Here is a 15,897-nt window from a genome sequence, read left to right as displayed (position 1 = left end):
CTATGAAAGTTAATATTGCCGAATTTATTATCAGTGCCGTTGGCCCTGATCAGTACCCTGATGATTCCTTGCCAGAGGTTGCTCTGGCAGGGCGTTCCAATGTGGGGAAGTCTTCCCTCATTAACCGAATGATTAACCGTAAGAATCTGGCTCGGACAAGCTCCACGCCTGGTAAGACACAACACATGAACTATTACCGTATCAATGAAGACAGCATGTATTTTGTTGACTTTCCAGGTTACGGGTATGCCAAAGTCTCCAAGACGCAACGTGCGGTGTGGGGGAAAATGGTTGAGAAATACCTCTCTGAGCGCGATACGTTAAAGCTGGTTCTGCTTATTGTGGACCTGCGGCATTCGCCTACCAGCAATGATAAGATGATGTTCGACTGGTTGAAGCATTATGATCTTCCTATGTGTGTTGTAGCGACCAAAGCGGATAAAATTCCGAAGACACGCTGGCAAAAACATATCAAGACCATGAAGCAGGAGCTGGGTGTGCTGCCAGGGGATAATTTTATTCCATTCTCCTCGGAAATTGGTCTCGGCAAAGACGAGCTTTGGGGCTTAATTGATGGGTATATTCGCCCTTCTGAGAATGAATCTCCGGATTCAGAGGATGCTGAAATGATAGCAAATGAATCTCAGCAAGAGGAGTCAACCGAAGCGTAAGATATGAACTCATTTACAATCAAGCAACCATTCCTGGTGGGAATGGTTGTATTTTTTTTGTTGATAAAACTAAAATTTCTATGGAAAAGGACCGATAGATAACATATGATAGATATTCACTGCCACATCTTACCCTTTTTGGATGACGGAGCCTCTGATTGGGAAGCTGCTCTTGCCATGGCGCAAGACGCCCACAGAGAAGGGATTACTTCAGTCATCGCCACGCCACATCATGCCAACGGTCAATATATGAATAACGCCCCCAAGATTAAAGAAGCTGTGGAGTTGATGAATGAGAGACTTCGTCAGGCTGGTAATCCACTGCTTGTTCTTCCAGGTCAAGAGATCCGTATCTACGGGGAGCTGCTGAATGATCTGGAGCGGGGGGAACTGCTGAGTCTTGCAGATTCGCGGTATATTTTACTGGAAATGCCTTCTTCACGAGTACCACGTAACATGGAAGAAATCTGCCACGAGCTGATCATTCAAGGGTTCGTTCCGGTCATCGCCCATCCGGAGCGCAATGCTGAAATAGCTGCTGATCCTTCTAAACTAGAGAGATTGATAGAGCTAGGATCACTTGGGCAGGTAACCGCACAGAGTCTTGCAGGCGTTTTCGGGAATAAGCTACAGAAATTGTCGCTGGAGCTATGCCGTAGAAATGCAGTACATGTGTTGGCCTCTGATGCACATGACAGTGTTCATCGTCCTTTTGGATTAAACGCTGCTTATGTGGTTATGGAGAAAGAATTAGGCCCTGAGCTGCGTGACTATGTTCGCGGCAATGCTCAGCAAATTATGACCAATGGCGAGGTTATTCATGGAAAACACGTACAAACAAGGAGAAACCGACAAAAATTGTTTGGATTTTTTTTCCGAAAGGGCTGACTAATCTACCTTATAGTGGTAGAATGGGTTTTATTGGGTGATTTAATGCTATTCGTAATAGCGTAGCATTTGGGCGAATTGTTCTAGGTCTATGGTAGTACAGTATTTTAATACATAAGAAGAGGTGGATATTTAGTGACTTTGAAAAAGAAACTAGTAGTATCAACATTAGCAGCAAGTATGGTAGCAGCATCCGTAGCGGGTCTTCCGTTGGGAAGCCTTGGAGCAGTAGGTACAGCATCTGCGGCTACAGTTAGTAGCAGTACAGCAGTTAAGGATAAGGTTCTTGCTGTTTACAAACAATTGACCGCAACAGATGCAGTTTATCTCTACAATTTGAAGACTGAGGTTGCAGCACTGGATGAGGCAGAATTCGTAGAAATTTTTGCTCCAATTCTGAAGAATCTTTCACTGGATGCAGAAGAAACAAAAACATCACTTAAATTGTTCCAAAGCGTTACTAGTGTAGTATACGACGTCTATGGCAATGACTTCTCCGAAATTCAAGTGATCCGTAACGACGACAAAAACATTGCTTTGCTGAGCAAAATTGCAAAGAAAGCGGGTGTGTCTGGACTTACTGTTGATAGTGTTTCTGAATTCTTGAGCAGCATTGAAACAGAACTTCGTGCACTGGTAAGCAGCAAGTCAACTGCAGATTTGTTGGCAATCCTAACTTCTGAATCTGGATACGATACTTTGTTGGATGAAGCTATTGCAAAAGTATTGAGCCATACAACAGGAGCAGGAGCACTCACAGTAAGTCAAGCGTTGGACAAGCTTGGAGTTACTGCTAGTGATGTGAAGCAAACACTGAAGAACCTGAACAATAATATTAAATCCGCAAAACCTGCGGCGAAATCACTTGCATTTGCTTATATTAAAGCCTACGGATTAGGCGATAATGGCAACGGTAATGGTGGTAATAATGGTGGTAGTAACGGTGGAAGCGGGAATGGAAGTGTTACAACTCCTGTAGCTCCTGTTCAAACTCCAGGAATCTACGATGTATCCAAGCTCGTAAGCATTGTTGACGGTAAAGCAACCTTGAAATTGGTTGATGCTGATGTAATTAAAGAATTTGATAAGCTGGTTGCAGCGAACCCTGGTAAAACTGGTCTTACTTTGACCTTAAATCTGGGAACAGTAAACGCTACTACAGTTGAAGTTCCACTTTCCCAAGCCATTATTGAAGCTGCAAAAGCTAAAGGTATTGCGAATATCGCCGTTACTTTCAACGGTGTAACTGTAACGATTCCTGTAAGCCAATTCAGCACAGCAATTTCATTGACAGTAACTACAGCTAAACCAGAAGTTGTAACTTCCGTTACCAAGCTGAAATTGGCTTCGGATGTGTATGAATTCACACTTAGTGTGAACGGTGTAGTACAAAGTACATTTAAACAACCAATTACTATCAAACTGCCACTTAAGAATACAGATGGTCTTGATAAAGAATTGCTTTCCGTTGGTAAGCTTGTATACGGCGACCTGCAATTCCAAGGTGGAGTTCTTGATGGAGATTTCATCGTAGAACCACGTGATACATTCTCTTCTTACGCAGTACTTGAGAATAAAGTCTCCTTTAATGATATTGCTGCTGTACAAGCATGGGCTGGCAGACAAATTCAAGTCGTCGCTGCTAAAGGTGCGATTGAAGGAGTCGGAGCAGGTAAATTTGCACCGAAGAGCAACGTAACTCGTGCTGAGTTCTCCAAAATGCTGATTCGTGCGCTTAACCTGGAAAACAACTCTGCTGTACAAAGCTTTAGCGATGTAAGTTCAACTGCTTGGTATGCACCATATGTAGCAGTTGCAGCAGAAAAAGGGATTATTACTGGACGCAGTGCGGCCAAATTTGATCCTAATGCAACTATTACACGTGCAGAAATGGCAACAATGATCTCCCGTGCGTTGAAATCTATCAATCCTGATGCAAAAACCGATTCTACTGCAATCAGCAAATTCTCTGATGCTGCTAAGATCAGTGCATCCCTAAGAGATGGCGTAGCGTTTGCAGCAAGCCACAACCTGGTTATCGGAAATGCTGGCAAGTTCAACCCGAACGATACAGCTACCCGTGCTGAAGCAGCAGTAATTATCTACCGTACTATTAACTTCAAGTAAATAAAACTTATAGTATACAGCCTCCTCTCATGTAGGTGAGAGGAGGCGATTTTTTTGCAAATAGGGAAGATTTGAACAGGCATCGAAATATTTCAGAAATAGCTTGGGGGTAATTTCACTTGTCATCACAAGAATTGGATCTTCGCGATTATTTTCAGATCGTCAGGAAGAGACTATGGCTCATTTTCAGCATAGTTGTATTGGTGTGCGGTATTGCTGGTGTATATAGTCTGTATATTAAAAACCCGGTATATGAGGCATCCACGAAGATTATCGTTAACCAAACACCGACGCAGTCAGCGGTGGGGCAGCTTGATTTAAACCAGATTAATACCAATATTCAATTAATTAATACGTATAAGGAAATTATTAAGACTCCGGCCATCCTTGATATTGTTACAAAGGATTATCCGCAATTCAATATTACTGCGGAAGAGCTATTAAAAAAGGTTAATGTGAGTTCCGTAAATAATACGCAGGTGATGACACTTGTCGTTCGAGATAATTCTTATCAGCGGGCTGCTGAAATCGTGAATGCCATTTCACTTGTGTTCAAGGAAGAAATTCCAAGTCTATTTAATGTGGAAAATGTATCGATTCTGAATGAAGCTAAAGTGAATCCAACTGTTGAGCCCCGGCCGGTAGAACCAAATGTTTTACTGAACATAGCTATTGCTTTTATCGTCTCTTTGATGATTGGATTAGGGATTGCCTTCCTGCTGGAATATATGGATGACACCCTGAAGACAGAAGCTGATATTGAGAAGTATCTTGGTTTGCCTACCATAGCTATGATTACAAGATTGGGTCAAGATGAAAGCAAGCAAGGTGCCGCACAAACACAGAAACAATCATCCAGAAAGGCGGGGGACCTCGAACATGTCACAGCTTCCAAATAAACAACGCCATCTGATCACCGTTACGAACCCACGCTCTCCTGTCTCTGAAGCGTTTCGCGCATTGCGCACGAATATTGATTTTTCTTCTGTAGATCAGACTATTCAAGTGATTATGGTCACTTCATCCGGACCGGAAGAAGGTAAATCTACGGTATCTGCTAACCTGGCGGCAGCTTACGCACAAGCAGATAAAAGAGTATTGTTGATTGATGCCGATTTGCGGAAGCCAACGGCACATAAGACTTTTACACTAAGTAACCGTTTTGGTTTATCCTCCCTACTGTCTCAGCAGGCAGTTCTTGAGGACACTGTCCAAGATTCTGGTGTTAATAATCTTTCAATCATGACCTCTGGACCAATCCCGCCCAACCCGGCGGAAATGATGGCATCTAATCGGATGAGCACTCTTTTACAGGATTTGCGTCAGCGGTATGATGTCATTCTTATTGATACTCCACCACTATTAGCGGTTACGGATGCACAAATTGTGGCCTCGAAGAGTGATGGCGTTATTATGGTTGTCAGCTATGGTAAGGTAAAACGCGATATCGCAGTAAAAGCTAAAGCTAATCTAGATCGTGTAGGTGCAAAAATGCTCGGCGTTGTTCTCAATAATGTAAAACGTAAAGCTAGTGAAGGGTACTATTACTACTACTATGGAAATTGATTTATTCATAATTAAAAATGTTATTTTTGGAGGCACTGAAAATGACAGCGAAATCTAGAGTGATTCTTTTATTCTTCATTGATCTTGCGATCATTTGGTTCAGTATTGTGACATCTTATTTGTTTCGGTACCCTAACCATGCTCTTCAGGAATATGTTGTACAGATGCTGCAATTTGGTTTGATTGCAACATTTGCATTTGGTGGAAGCCTGATATACTTCGGTCTTTACCGAAGAATGTGGCAATATGCCAGTATCGGTGAGATTATATCGGTTTCTAAAGCTATTGTAGTAGGGTCTTTATTTTCATTTGCACTGGCGTATCTAATTTTGCCGGATAGAGTACCTTTTGCCATAGAAGTTCGGTCCATGGAGACTATTCTTTTATTAGTAGGTGGAGTTCGATTTTTATGGAGAGTACTTCATAATGACCGAATCAATTACAAAGACACTAAGACCCATACACTAATTGTAGGTGCTGGTGATTGTGGGTTATTAATTGCTCGGGAAATGATGGGACCCTCTTTTGCACATACCAAATTAGTCGGTTTCATTGATGATAATGCGAATAAATACCATATGTATATATTGGGTGTTCCTGTATTAGGTAATCGATATGCAATCCCCGCTATTGTGAAAGAAAGAGAAATTCATGAGATTATTATTGCCATGCCCTCTGTTTCACGTACTGAGATTTCTGAGATTATTAATCTTGCCAAAAAGACTGGAGCTAAGCTGAAGATAATCCCGGCTCTTAACGATCTGATCGCTGGGAAAATATCAGTTAAGAAACTTCGGGATGTTAGTGTAGAAGATTTATTAGGACGTGAACCGAACGTAGCTGATTTGAACAGTATTTTAGGTTATGTACATCATAAGACGGTGTTAGTTACGGGGGCTGGCGGCTCTATTGGTTCGGAGTTATGCCGGCAGATTGCTCCTTTTGGTCCGGACAAGCTATTGTTACTTGGACACGGTGAGAACAGTATTTACACGATTGAAATGGAACTTCGTAAGAGTTTTCCGGAGTTGAACATTGTAACCGTGATAGCAGATGTGCAGGATCGCAGTCGAATGATGGACATATTCAGTGGCCATAGACCGCATGTAGTCTTTCACGCAGCAGCACATAAACACGTTCCTTTAATGGAGCGGAACCCTTCGGAAGCCATTAAAAATAATGTTTTTGGCACCAAAAATGTTGCGGATTGTGCAGATAAATATGGTGCCGAGAGATTCGTAATGATCTCTTCTGATAAGGCGGTTAACCCAACCAGTGTAATGGGTGCTACTAAACGGATTGCGGAAATGTATGTGCAGAGCCTGCACACTACAAGTCAAACGAAGTTTTCTGCTGTGCGTTTTGGAAATGTTCTTGGCAGTCGTGGTAGTGTAATTCCAGCCTTTAAGCAGCAGATCGCTGCCGGAGGTCCAGTCACTGTGACACATCCAGAAATGGTGCGTTATTTCATGACGATTCCGGAAGCAGTACAGCTTGTCATCCAATCTGGTTCTTTCGCCAAAGGCGGAGAAGTATTCATTCTGGATATGGGAGAGCCGGTTAAGATTCTAACGTTGGCGGAAGACTTAATCACGCTCTCTGGATATGAACCCTATAAGGACATTGATATTCATTTCTCCGGTATTCGTGAGGGTGAGAAGTTATATGAAGAGTTGCTTACAGATGAAGAGAATTTAGGCTCTACCGATCATGGAAGAATCTTTATCGGTAAACCTAATGTCATAAGTCTGAACCAGTTAGAACTGGAATTTAAACGTTTGGAACGTGTTCTCGCTGAGGAACCAGAAGTCATCCGCGAAATAATCAATCAGATTGTACCAATGCAGCCCGTTGCCCAAGTTGCTATTAGCTAACTATTCATAAAGGGGGATATAAAGTGTTCAACAAACGATGGAGAAAGATCCTTTTATGGACGCTGTCAGTTATTGTAGTGCTGGGTGTTGGCGGCTTGTTCGCCGCGAATTACGCTGTCGATAAGCTGATGAATTCAATGGTAGATGGTTTTGATCTTGAGTCTGAGGATAATGTTGGTGGTGGTCAAGATCAAGGATCGGCACCAACTGATACAGTTGGTGATAGTAATGTTGAACCTGTAGAGTCCATGGCACCTACTACTCCACCAGCAAATGACAAGGGAAGTAGTAATCAAGGAAACAATGATAAATCTGCTGAACCGACCAAAGCTCCATCATCAGATCAAAAAGATGGCTCTTCAGATGGTTACACAGCACAGGTCTCCACAGATAAAGCTAAGCAAATTCAAGAAAATGTAACGATTAAGGATAAAGCAGATGTTGCTTCTATTGTTCTTGGTCAACTTAGCGTATCCGATATTAATCGTCTTAAAGATTTGGCAAAGGGTGGCTTAACGACTGAGGAGAAGCGTGAGGCGCGCAGTATCATCCTAGGTAAAGTATCCACAGAGCAGTACAATGAGCTTTCTCAGATTGCTAAGAAGTACGGAGTCAGTCAAGGGAAAACACATGACCAAATCATTGCTGAAGAAGAACAATTAAAAGCGAAAGAAAAGGGAAGTGAATAAATATGTCTAAAGCAACATTATCAGTCGTGGCTTTATCGTTAATTGCTTCAATTGGTTTAGCACCCTTAACAGCATCAGCACCTATATCAGTATCAGCAGCGGCAGTACCAAGTGCAACGCCTAAGGCTGCAACTAATACGATTAAAGTACAAAGTATGAACGTGAATTTGATTTTTGACGGTGTGAGTATTCAGCCACCCGCAGGTCAGTATGTATTCATGTACAACAATACAACTTATGTTCCATTACGGTTTATGTCATATGCTTTACAGAAGAGCGTAGCTTGGGATGCTAAAAACGTTAAAGTTACCGTAGCAGAGCCTAGCAGCTCAGAGCTAGTTGTGATTAAAGAATATCTAATGAATGCAAAGAACGGGAATAGTACTTCAGCAGCAGCGAAGAATATTGTCCTCAATCAAGTTAAGGCAAGTTATGTATTTAACGATGCAACCAAGGCTTTGCCTACAGGTCAATCTAGCTTCATCCTGAATGGTTCCTTATATGTGCCTCTACGTTTTTTATCGGAATCTGTAGGTCATAACATTAGCTGGGATCAGAAGACGAAGACCATTACTGCAGCTTCCAAGGCTTATCAGGAACAAACCACTAATGGATTGACAAACAATGACAATGGCAAGGGCCCATCTCCAGTAGCGACACCAGCGCCAACGGATACAACAGGTGCAACAGGTGGTGGTTCTGCAGGAACTGGAAAGGTTTCATATGAAACTATCACTAGTGACACAGAAGCTAAGCTTACGGCGCTTAAAAATCAAAGTCAATCGACATTAATGAGTATTGCATTTGAGTATGTTGGAGCAACAGATGAGGCGAGTAAGAAAAGTATAAAAGCTAAAGGGGTACAACAACTAGCCTCATTCACTGCTAGCTTCAATAGTATAGTTGCTGATGCTGAACAAAAACTGAACAGCAATGGGTATAGCACGGAGATTATTAGTCAATATAAAAGTGAATTTGAATCACAGCTTCAGTTAGGGAAAGATCTGGCTGCGGGAATGGCGGATTAAATATCCGCTGTTTCTTTATCAATATATATGCAGAGGTTGAGTGATGGATGAAGCCTTACTTAGTTGTAAAAAAAACACTTGATTGGATCACTGCTTGTTTTTTAATCATTTTATCTTCACCTATCATGTTAGCAGCAACTATAGCTATCAAGATTGGTTCGAAAGGTCCTGTTTTATTTCGTCAGAAGCGACCTGGTAAGATGGGAAAGATATTTACAGTGTATAAGTTCAGAACAATGTCATTAGAGACTGACCAAGATGGAAATCTATTACCTGACATACTAAGAATGACTAGAGTAGGTTCCTTTTTGAGAAAATGTAGTATAGATGAATTGCCGCAATTATTCAATATTCTCAAAGGCGACATGAGCTTTATTGGTCCCCGTCCTTTACTAGTGCAATATCTTAAACATTATACTCCTGAACAAAATCGTAGACATGAAGTGGTCCCTGGCATTTCTGGATGGGCCCAGGTGAACGGTAGGAATACCATCAGTTGGGAAGAAAAATTTCAATATGACGTTTGGTATGTAGATCATATTAGCCTCAGTTTGGATACTAAAATTGTCTTTAAAACCATAAAGAACGTTCTAGTAAGAGAAGGAATAAATAATTCTCAGAACGATACAATGCCGATGTTCTCTGGAAGTACTCTAGATATCTAAGTAGAAAGAGCGAAAGCTGGGTGAATATGGGTGTCTAAGTTATTGATTTTGGGAGCAGGTGGGCATGGCAAGGTTGTTGCTGATGCGGCATTGAGTACTGGCAATTGGGATGAAATAGCCTTCCTAGATAATAATAAAGAGCTTAATGATGTATTGGGGAAAGCTGTATTGGGTGGATTTGAAAGTTATATGGATCATAGAGAAGATTATTCAGCAGCGTTTGTAGCCATAGGAAATAATGTGACAAGAATGATATGGCTGGAAAGACTTGAACGTGCAGGCTATGAAATTCCGAGTATCATTCATCCATCTAGTACAATAAGCAGATTCAGCCAGATAGAAAGAGGCAGTGTCATTATGGCTGGAGTAGTAGTAAATGCTAGTACTAAAGTTGGTAAAGGTTGTATTCTAAATACTTCTTCTTCCATAGACCATGATTGTATATTAGAAAATGGGGTACACATCTCTCCAGGTGTTAATGTTTGTGGAACTGTTCATGTAAAAAGCTGTAGTTGGTTGGGTGTAGGTTCTAAAGTGCTAAATAATGTAACTATCGGATTTAATGTAATTGTAGCTGCTGGAACCATAGTAATAAAGGATATACCGGACAATGTAATGGTGGCAGGAGTGCCTGCAAAAATAAAGAAAAACTTGGAGATGAAAAGCGATGTCGGAAAGGATTTTTTTATCCCCGCCTCATATGAGTGGGAACGAAATGAAGTACATACAAGAAGCGTTCGATACTAACTGGATAGCTCCCCTGGGTACAAATGTTGATAAATTTGAAGAAGAATTATGCGAGTACGTAGGCGTAGATCATGGATTGGCTTTATCTTCTGGCACAGCAGGTATTCATTTAGCACTGAAATATTTTGGTGTCGGTCCAGGAGATTATGTGTTTTGCTCAGACCTAACCTTTGCAGGAAGCTGTAACCCTATTCTATATCAATATGCTAATCCAGTTTTTATTGACTCTGAACCAGAAACTTGGAATATGTCCCCTATTGCTTTAGAGAAAGCGTTTGAGTGGGCTAAAAAAGAAAATAAAATGCCTAAGGCAGTTATTATAGTTGATTTATATGGTCAGAGTGCTGATTATGATTTGCTACTTCCGATATGTGAAAAGTATGATGTTCCAGTTATAGAGGACGCAGCTGAAGCGCTAGGGGCAACGTACAAAAGGAAAAAATGTGGTTCATTTGGTCATATTGGTATTTTTTCATTTAATGGTAACAAGATTATTACTACCTCAGGTGGTGGCATGGTTGTTTCCAATGACGAAGAGGCTATAAAGAAAATGCGTTTTTGGGCTACTCAGTCAAAAGAAGCTTCAAGGTATTATGAGCATAAAGAAGTTGGCTATAACTATAGAATGTCCAATATTTGTGCGGGAATCGGGCGGGGGCAGTTGGAAGCTCTAGATAGCTTTATAAGGAATCGGAAATCTATAAATTTAGAATATAACCAATTAATGAAAAGCTTACCGATTGCATTTATGCCTATAGATGATGCAGGTGAACCAAATTATTGGTTGTCGGTGTTCACTATTTTTTCCAAGCACCCTAGCATTAGAGAAGTTATTTTAGATGAATTTGAAAAAAACAACATAGAAGTCCGGTCTGTTTGGAAGCCAATGCACCTACAACCTCTATTTCAAAATTATCATTATTTTAGACATACTGAAGATGTATCTCAAAGTCTCTTTGAAACAGGTATCTGTCTCCCTTCAGGAACTGGGATGTCTCAAGATGATATTAGAAGAGTTGCGAATATATTGAGTGAAGTTTTCGATTCTGTACTTATTAAATGAAAGTTTTAATAATTGCTGGTTATACACCATCGCTAATTAATTTTAGGGGAGACTTAATAAAAGCGATTGTGAAAAATGGACATGAAGTAGTTGGTGTAGGGCCCGAAACTGGATTTGAAGCAGAAATAGAGCAACTAGGAGCCCGATTTGTACAACTTCCAATTGTAAGAACTGGAACTAATCCATTAAATGATATTGTTCTTATAAAGGAAATTTATAAATTAATTAAGAGAGAAAAACCGGATGTAGTTTTTAGTTACACTATTAAACCGGTTATATTTGGTTCTATCGCAGCGCGTGTAGCAGGTGTGGGGAAAATTTATTCAATGCTAACTGGTCTAGGCTATGTTTTTATAGCTAGAGGTTTTAAAGCTTTTATCGTTAAGACTATAAGTAAATTTTTATATCGGAGCGCATTGAAAAGTTGCGATAAGGTTTTATTTCAAAATCCAGATGATTTAAACGAATTTGTATCTGGTAAACTTGTTAGTAGTAGGAAAACAGCACTAATTAATGGCTCAGGCGTGAACTTATCTCATTTTCATCCTGTACCATTACCTAAAAATATATCATTCTTAATGATTTGTAGAATTATTAAAGACAAAGGTGTAATAGAATACTTAAAAGCTGCTGAAATAGTGAAAAAAACTTATCCTAAAGTTGAATTTTCTTTAGTTGGACCATTTGATGTGAATCCTAATGCGTTAGCTTATGATGACATACAACCATATATAGTTTCTAACATTGTTAATTATCTTGGTGAAACTAAGGATGTTAGACCATTTCTTGAGCAATCATCTGTATTTGTCCTCCCCTCTTATAGAGAGGGAACTCCTAGAACGGTGTTGGAGGCAATGGCAATGGGAAGAGCGATTATAACAACGAACGCTCCTGGTTGTCGTGAAACAGTAGTTGATGGTTTAAATGGCTTTCTGGTTCCTGTTAAAGATGTCGAAAGTCTTGCTAATTCAATGATTTATTTGATAGAGAATCAAAATGATCTGAAGAGCAAAGCAAAGGAAAGCCTTAATATATGTAGACAGAAGTACGATGTAAATAAAGTAAATGATAGTATAATAAAACATTTAGGACTGGAATCTTGACCGATTTATAAAATTATTTGGAGGACTTATATGACTTCACTATACGAGGGTATTAGAAGCAAGGAAGAAAAAATATCGATTATTGGGCTTGGTTACGTAGGTATGCCGCTCGCCATAGCTTTTGCTAAAGTAGCAGATGTTATAGGGTTTGATATTTCACGTAGTAAGGTAGAGGAGTACATACAAGGAATCGACGTAACCAAAGAGGTAGGAAATGAAGAAATAGCCAAAACATCAGCATTTTTCACATGGGAAGAAAGATACTTGAAAAATGCAAAGTTCCACATAGTGGCAGTACCTACACCTATAAATAAGGATAAAACTCCTGATCTAACACCACTTATCTCTGCTAGTAGAACGTTGGGGAGAAACCTTATCAAGGGCTCAATTGTCGTTTTTGAATCTACTGTATATCCAGGTGTAACGGAGGATATATGTGTACCAATATTAGAGGAAACTTCCAATTTAAAGTGTGGTGTTGATTTTAAAGTTGGCTATTCCCCAGAGAGAATTAATCCAGGAGATAAATTACATAGGCTTGAAACAATTGTAAAAGTAGTCGCAGGGATGGATGGGAATTCATTAGAAGAAATCTCAAATGTATACAGCATGGTTATAGAAGCAGGAGTGTACAAAGCGGAAAGTATCAAAGTTGCTGAAGCAGCAAAAGTAATCGAAAATTCACAAAGAGATATCAACATAGCCTTTATGAATGAGCTATCAATAATATTTAATAAACTAGGGATTGATACGGAAGCTGTTTTAAAGGCAGCAGGAACCAAGTGGAATTTTTTGAATTTTAGTCCTGGATTAGTAGGGGGCCACTGTATTGGCGTGGATCCATACTATTTGACTTATAAAGCAGAAGAAGTGGGTTATCATTCACAGATCATATTATCTGGGAGAAGAATAAATGATGGAATGGGTAAGTATGTTGCCGAGAACGTTGTTAAAAACCTTATTACAGCAGATTTGTCCATACATGATGCAAAGGTTGCGATATTAGGTTTTACATTTAAGGAAGATTGTCCTGATACAAGAAACAGCAAGGTTATTGATATAGTCAATGAATTAAAAGAATACAAAATAAATCCGGTTATTTATGACCCAGTTGCAGATAGTTTAGAAGCAGAACGAGAATATGGGATAAAATTCACGGATATTAGAGATATAAATAATATGGATGCAATTATTATAGCGGTATCACATAAACAGTTTTTGGATATGAATTTAAATGATTTTGATAAACTATTTAAAAAGGTAGACAATAACAAAAAAATAATTATCGATGTAAAGGCAGTACTAGATCGAAGAGAAACAGAAAACTTAAATTACCGATATTGGAGATTATAAAAATGGGATATAAAAATTTGGAGTTTCCTATAGGTAGTAGATTTTTAGTTACTGGTGGAGCTGGATTTATAGGTTCTAATTTATGTGAAGCTATTTTAGATATGGGATACTTTGTAAGATGTCTAGACAATTTCTCTACAGGAAAGAGAGAGAATATAGCTCCTTTCTTAGAAAACCCCTTATTTGAACTTTTAGAAGGGGATATTAGAGATTTGGATACTTGTATGCAAGCATGCAAGGGTATTGATTTTATTACACACCAAGCGTCATGGGGAAGTGTACCAAGGAGTATTGAAATGCCGCTTCTTTATGAGGAAATTAACATAAAGGGTACACTAAATATGATGGAAGCAGCAAGACAAAATAAAGCAAAGAAATTTGTTTATGCATCTAGTTCCTCAGTTTATGGTGATGAACCAAATCTTCCTAAGGTGGAAGATAGGGTAGGTAAGGTATTGTCTCCTTATGCACTCACTAAAAAAGTTGGTGAAGAATATGGAAGACTGTACACTCAGATATATGGTCTAGAAACAGTAGGGTTTAGATATTTTAATGTCTTTGGTAGAAGACAAGATCCACACGGTTATTATGCTGCTGTCATTCCTAAATTTGTAAAAGCACTATTGAATAATGAGATTTCTACTATAAATGGTGATGGAGGACAGTCAAGAGATTTTACTTATATCGAAAATGTAATAGAAGCAAACTTAAAAGGGATGCTTGCTCCTAAGGAGGCTGCTGGCGAGGTTTATAATATTGCTTTTGGTGGTAGAGTGTTCTTGGTAGATTTGTATAATAAGCTATCTGAATTGTTAGAAAAAGATATCCAACCTAAATTCGGGCCAGACCGGGCTGGTGATGTTAAGCACTCGAATGCTGATATATCTAAAGCGAAAGATCTTTTAGGATATAATCCGGAGTATGATTTTAATTCTGGTATTGAATTGGCAGTGAATTGGTATAAGGAGAACTTGTGAAAAAAATGTATATAAATAATTTTACTTATTGGGGGAAAAATGAAAACTTACATATTTGTAAGGAATAAAAAGTACCGTCCAAGTACTTTTTACAGAGTATTTCAATATCTGGATCATTCTGAATTTAATGATTATGAACTGATAGAATATGAATCGGATTTATTCTATGAACAAAAAAACAAAATCCGAATTGTGAATTTGTTTTATATGCTGATATATTCTTTAATACCAGGATATATTCGTAGAATAAAAGCTCTTATAAAAATCTCTAATATTAGAGACGATTATAAAATAATAATTCAAAGGGAATGTTTTCCCAGAATAATTCCACCACTAGGAAAATTGTTGTTAACTAAAATACTGAAAAATGCATGTGAAGTATATTGGGACCTGGATGATAATATTTTTGATTCTAAAGAAATATCCAAATATGAAGAAGTACTTTTAAATAATTATGCCAAAACCATTATTGTAGGAAATTATTTTTTGAAGAGTAAAATAATGAGTGAAACAAAAGTGGTTGTTTTAAATACCACAGATGCAATGATGGAGAATATTGATTTAAATATTATAAATAAAGAAAGAAAAAAATCATTTTCACAAGAGATTATTTTGATTTGGGTAGGAACAAAAAGTAACATCGAGTTTTTAAAAAATATAATACCTCAGTTAGAAGTATTGGCTAAGCAGGTTGAGAATAAAATAGTTAGGCTTAAAGTTATTAGTGATATCCAATTAAAAACCACAACTAAATACTTGATTGTTGAAAATATTAAATGGAACAGAGAATTGGCGTTAAAAGAAATGTTAAATTCACATATTGGTTTAATGCCTCTGCCTGAGAATGAAATTACATTAGGTAAATGTGCCTTTAAAGCAGTTCAAGCAATTGGGTGTGGTTTACCTGTAGTTGTTTCAAATGTTGGTATGAATAAGGAAGTAATTAAGAAAGGTAATGGAATTCTAATAAATGACAACTCTAGTTGGGGTGAGGCAATAATTTCTATCGTTTCAAATTTTCAGAACTGGGAAGAGAAATCATTATTATCAAGGGAACTATGGTTGGAAGATTTTAACTCTGAAATTAATCGTGAATTTTTATTGGGTTTATTAATCTAGGATTACTCATATATATCGATTCAAGGG

15 protein-coding genes are annotated in these 15,897 nt (G+C 38.7%); all 15 read left to right on the top strand.

Going from position 1 to position 15,897, the window contains the following annotated elements; genetic code table 11:
- Positions 1-2 precede the first annotated feature (2 nt).
- The 15 genes from yihA (at position 3) to NSS82_RS26355 (ending at position 15,870) form a co-directional block, all read left to right on the top strand.
- Entirely contained in the window at positions 3-671 is a 669-nt protein-coding gene (gene yihA, locus NSS82_RS26425; protein ID WP_036685063.1) for a ribosome biogenesis GTP-binding protein YihA/YsxC, read from the top strand.
- 105 nt (positions 672-776) lie between these two features.
- Positions 777-1,559 (top strand): tyrosine-protein phosphatase, encoded by a 783-nt coding sequence (locus NSS82_RS26420; RefSeq protein WP_076142033.1) that lies wholly within the window; start codon positions 777-779, stop codon positions 1,557-1,559.
- A 135-nt stretch (positions 1,560-1,694) separates the two neighbouring features.
- Positions 1,695-3,686 (top strand): S-layer homology domain-containing protein, encoded by a 1,992-nt coding sequence (locus NSS82_RS26415; protein ID WP_076272804.1) that lies wholly within the window; start codon positions 1,695-1,697, stop codon positions 3,684-3,686.
- Between the two features lie 119 nt (positions 3,687-3,805).
- On the top strand, positions 3,806-4,585 hold the full coding sequence (locus NSS82_RS26410) for a YveK family protein (protein ID WP_076272803.1): 780 nt from the start codon (positions 3,806-3,808) through the stop codon (positions 4,583-4,585).
- Positions 4,566-5,252, top strand: a complete 687-nt coding sequence (locus tag NSS82_RS26405) for a CpsD/CapB family tyrosine-protein kinase (protein WP_036685074.1) — start codon at positions 4,566-4,568, stop codon at positions 5,250-5,252. The genes NSS82_RS26410 and NSS82_RS26405 overlap by 20 nt, the downstream gene beginning before the upstream one ends.
- Before the next feature lie 41 nt (positions 5,253-5,293).
- Entirely contained in the window at positions 5,294-7,126 is a 1,833-nt protein-coding gene (locus NSS82_RS26400; protein ID WP_076272802.1) for a polysaccharide biosynthesis protein, read from the top strand.
- Between the two features lie 23 nt (positions 7,127-7,149).
- The gene (locus NSS82_RS26395; protein ID WP_076272801.1) at positions 7,150-7,815 is read left to right on the top strand and encodes a hypothetical protein; all 666 of its coding nucleotides are present in this window, start codon (positions 7,150-7,152) and stop codon (positions 7,813-7,815) included.
- Between the two features lie 2 nt (positions 7,816-7,817).
- Entirely contained in the window at positions 7,818-8,843 is a 1,026-nt protein-coding gene (locus NSS82_RS26390) for a copper amine oxidase N-terminal domain-containing protein (RefSeq protein ID WP_076272800.1), read from the top strand.
- Positions 8,844-8,890: 47 nt separating this feature from the next.
- Positions 8,891-9,508 (top strand): sugar transferase, encoded by a 618-nt coding sequence (locus NSS82_RS26385; RefSeq protein ID WP_076272799.1) that lies wholly within the window; start codon positions 8,891-8,893, stop codon positions 9,506-9,508.
- A gap of 30 nt (positions 9,509-9,538) precedes the next feature.
- The gene (locus NSS82_RS26380; RefSeq protein WP_076272798.1) at positions 9,539-10,255 is read left to right on the top strand and encodes an acetyltransferase; all 717 of its coding nucleotides are present in this window, start codon (positions 9,539-9,541) and stop codon (positions 10,253-10,255) included.
- A complete protein-coding gene (locus NSS82_RS26375; protein WP_306031630.1) occupies positions 10,209-11,318 on the top strand; it encodes a DegT/DnrJ/EryC1/StrS family aminotransferase in 1,110 nt (369 codons plus the stop codon). The genes NSS82_RS26380 and NSS82_RS26375 overlap by 47 nt, the downstream gene beginning before the upstream one ends.
- Positions 11,315-12,421: a glycosyltransferase family 4 protein gene (locus tag NSS82_RS26370; RefSeq protein WP_076272796.1), complete on the top strand. Its 1,107-nt coding sequence runs from the start codon at positions 11,315-11,317 to the stop codon at positions 12,419-12,421. Before NSS82_RS26375 ends, NSS82_RS26370 begins: the two co-directional genes overlap by 4 nt.
- A gap of 30 nt (positions 12,422-12,451) precedes the next feature.
- Positions 12,452-13,774: a nucleotide sugar dehydrogenase gene (locus NSS82_RS26365; protein WP_076272795.1), complete on the top strand. Its 1,323-nt coding sequence runs from the start codon at positions 12,452-12,454 to the stop codon at positions 13,772-13,774.
- A 2-nt stretch (positions 13,775-13,776) separates the two neighbouring features.
- Positions 13,777-14,751, top strand: coding sequence for an SDR family oxidoreductase (locus tag NSS82_RS26360; protein ID WP_076272794.1), 975 nt, complete (start codon positions 13,777-13,779; stop codon positions 14,749-14,751).
- A gap of 39 nt (positions 14,752-14,790) precedes the next feature.
- Complete coding sequence (locus NSS82_RS26355; protein WP_076272793.1) at positions 14,791-15,870, top strand: glycosyltransferase; 1,080 nt, start codon at positions 14,791-14,793, stop codon at positions 15,868-15,870.
- Positions 15,871-15,897 lie beyond the last annotated feature (27 nt).

The organism is Paenibacillus sp. FSL H7-0735 (assembly GCF_038008505.1).
In the GTDB taxonomy this organism is placed as follows: Bacteria; Bacillota; Bacilli; order Paenibacillales; family Paenibacillaceae; genus Paenibacillus_AQ; species Paenibacillus_AQ odorifer.
The sequence above is the reverse complement of the archived record's forward strand: the minus strand, read 5'-3'. Positions and strand labels throughout refer to the sequence as shown.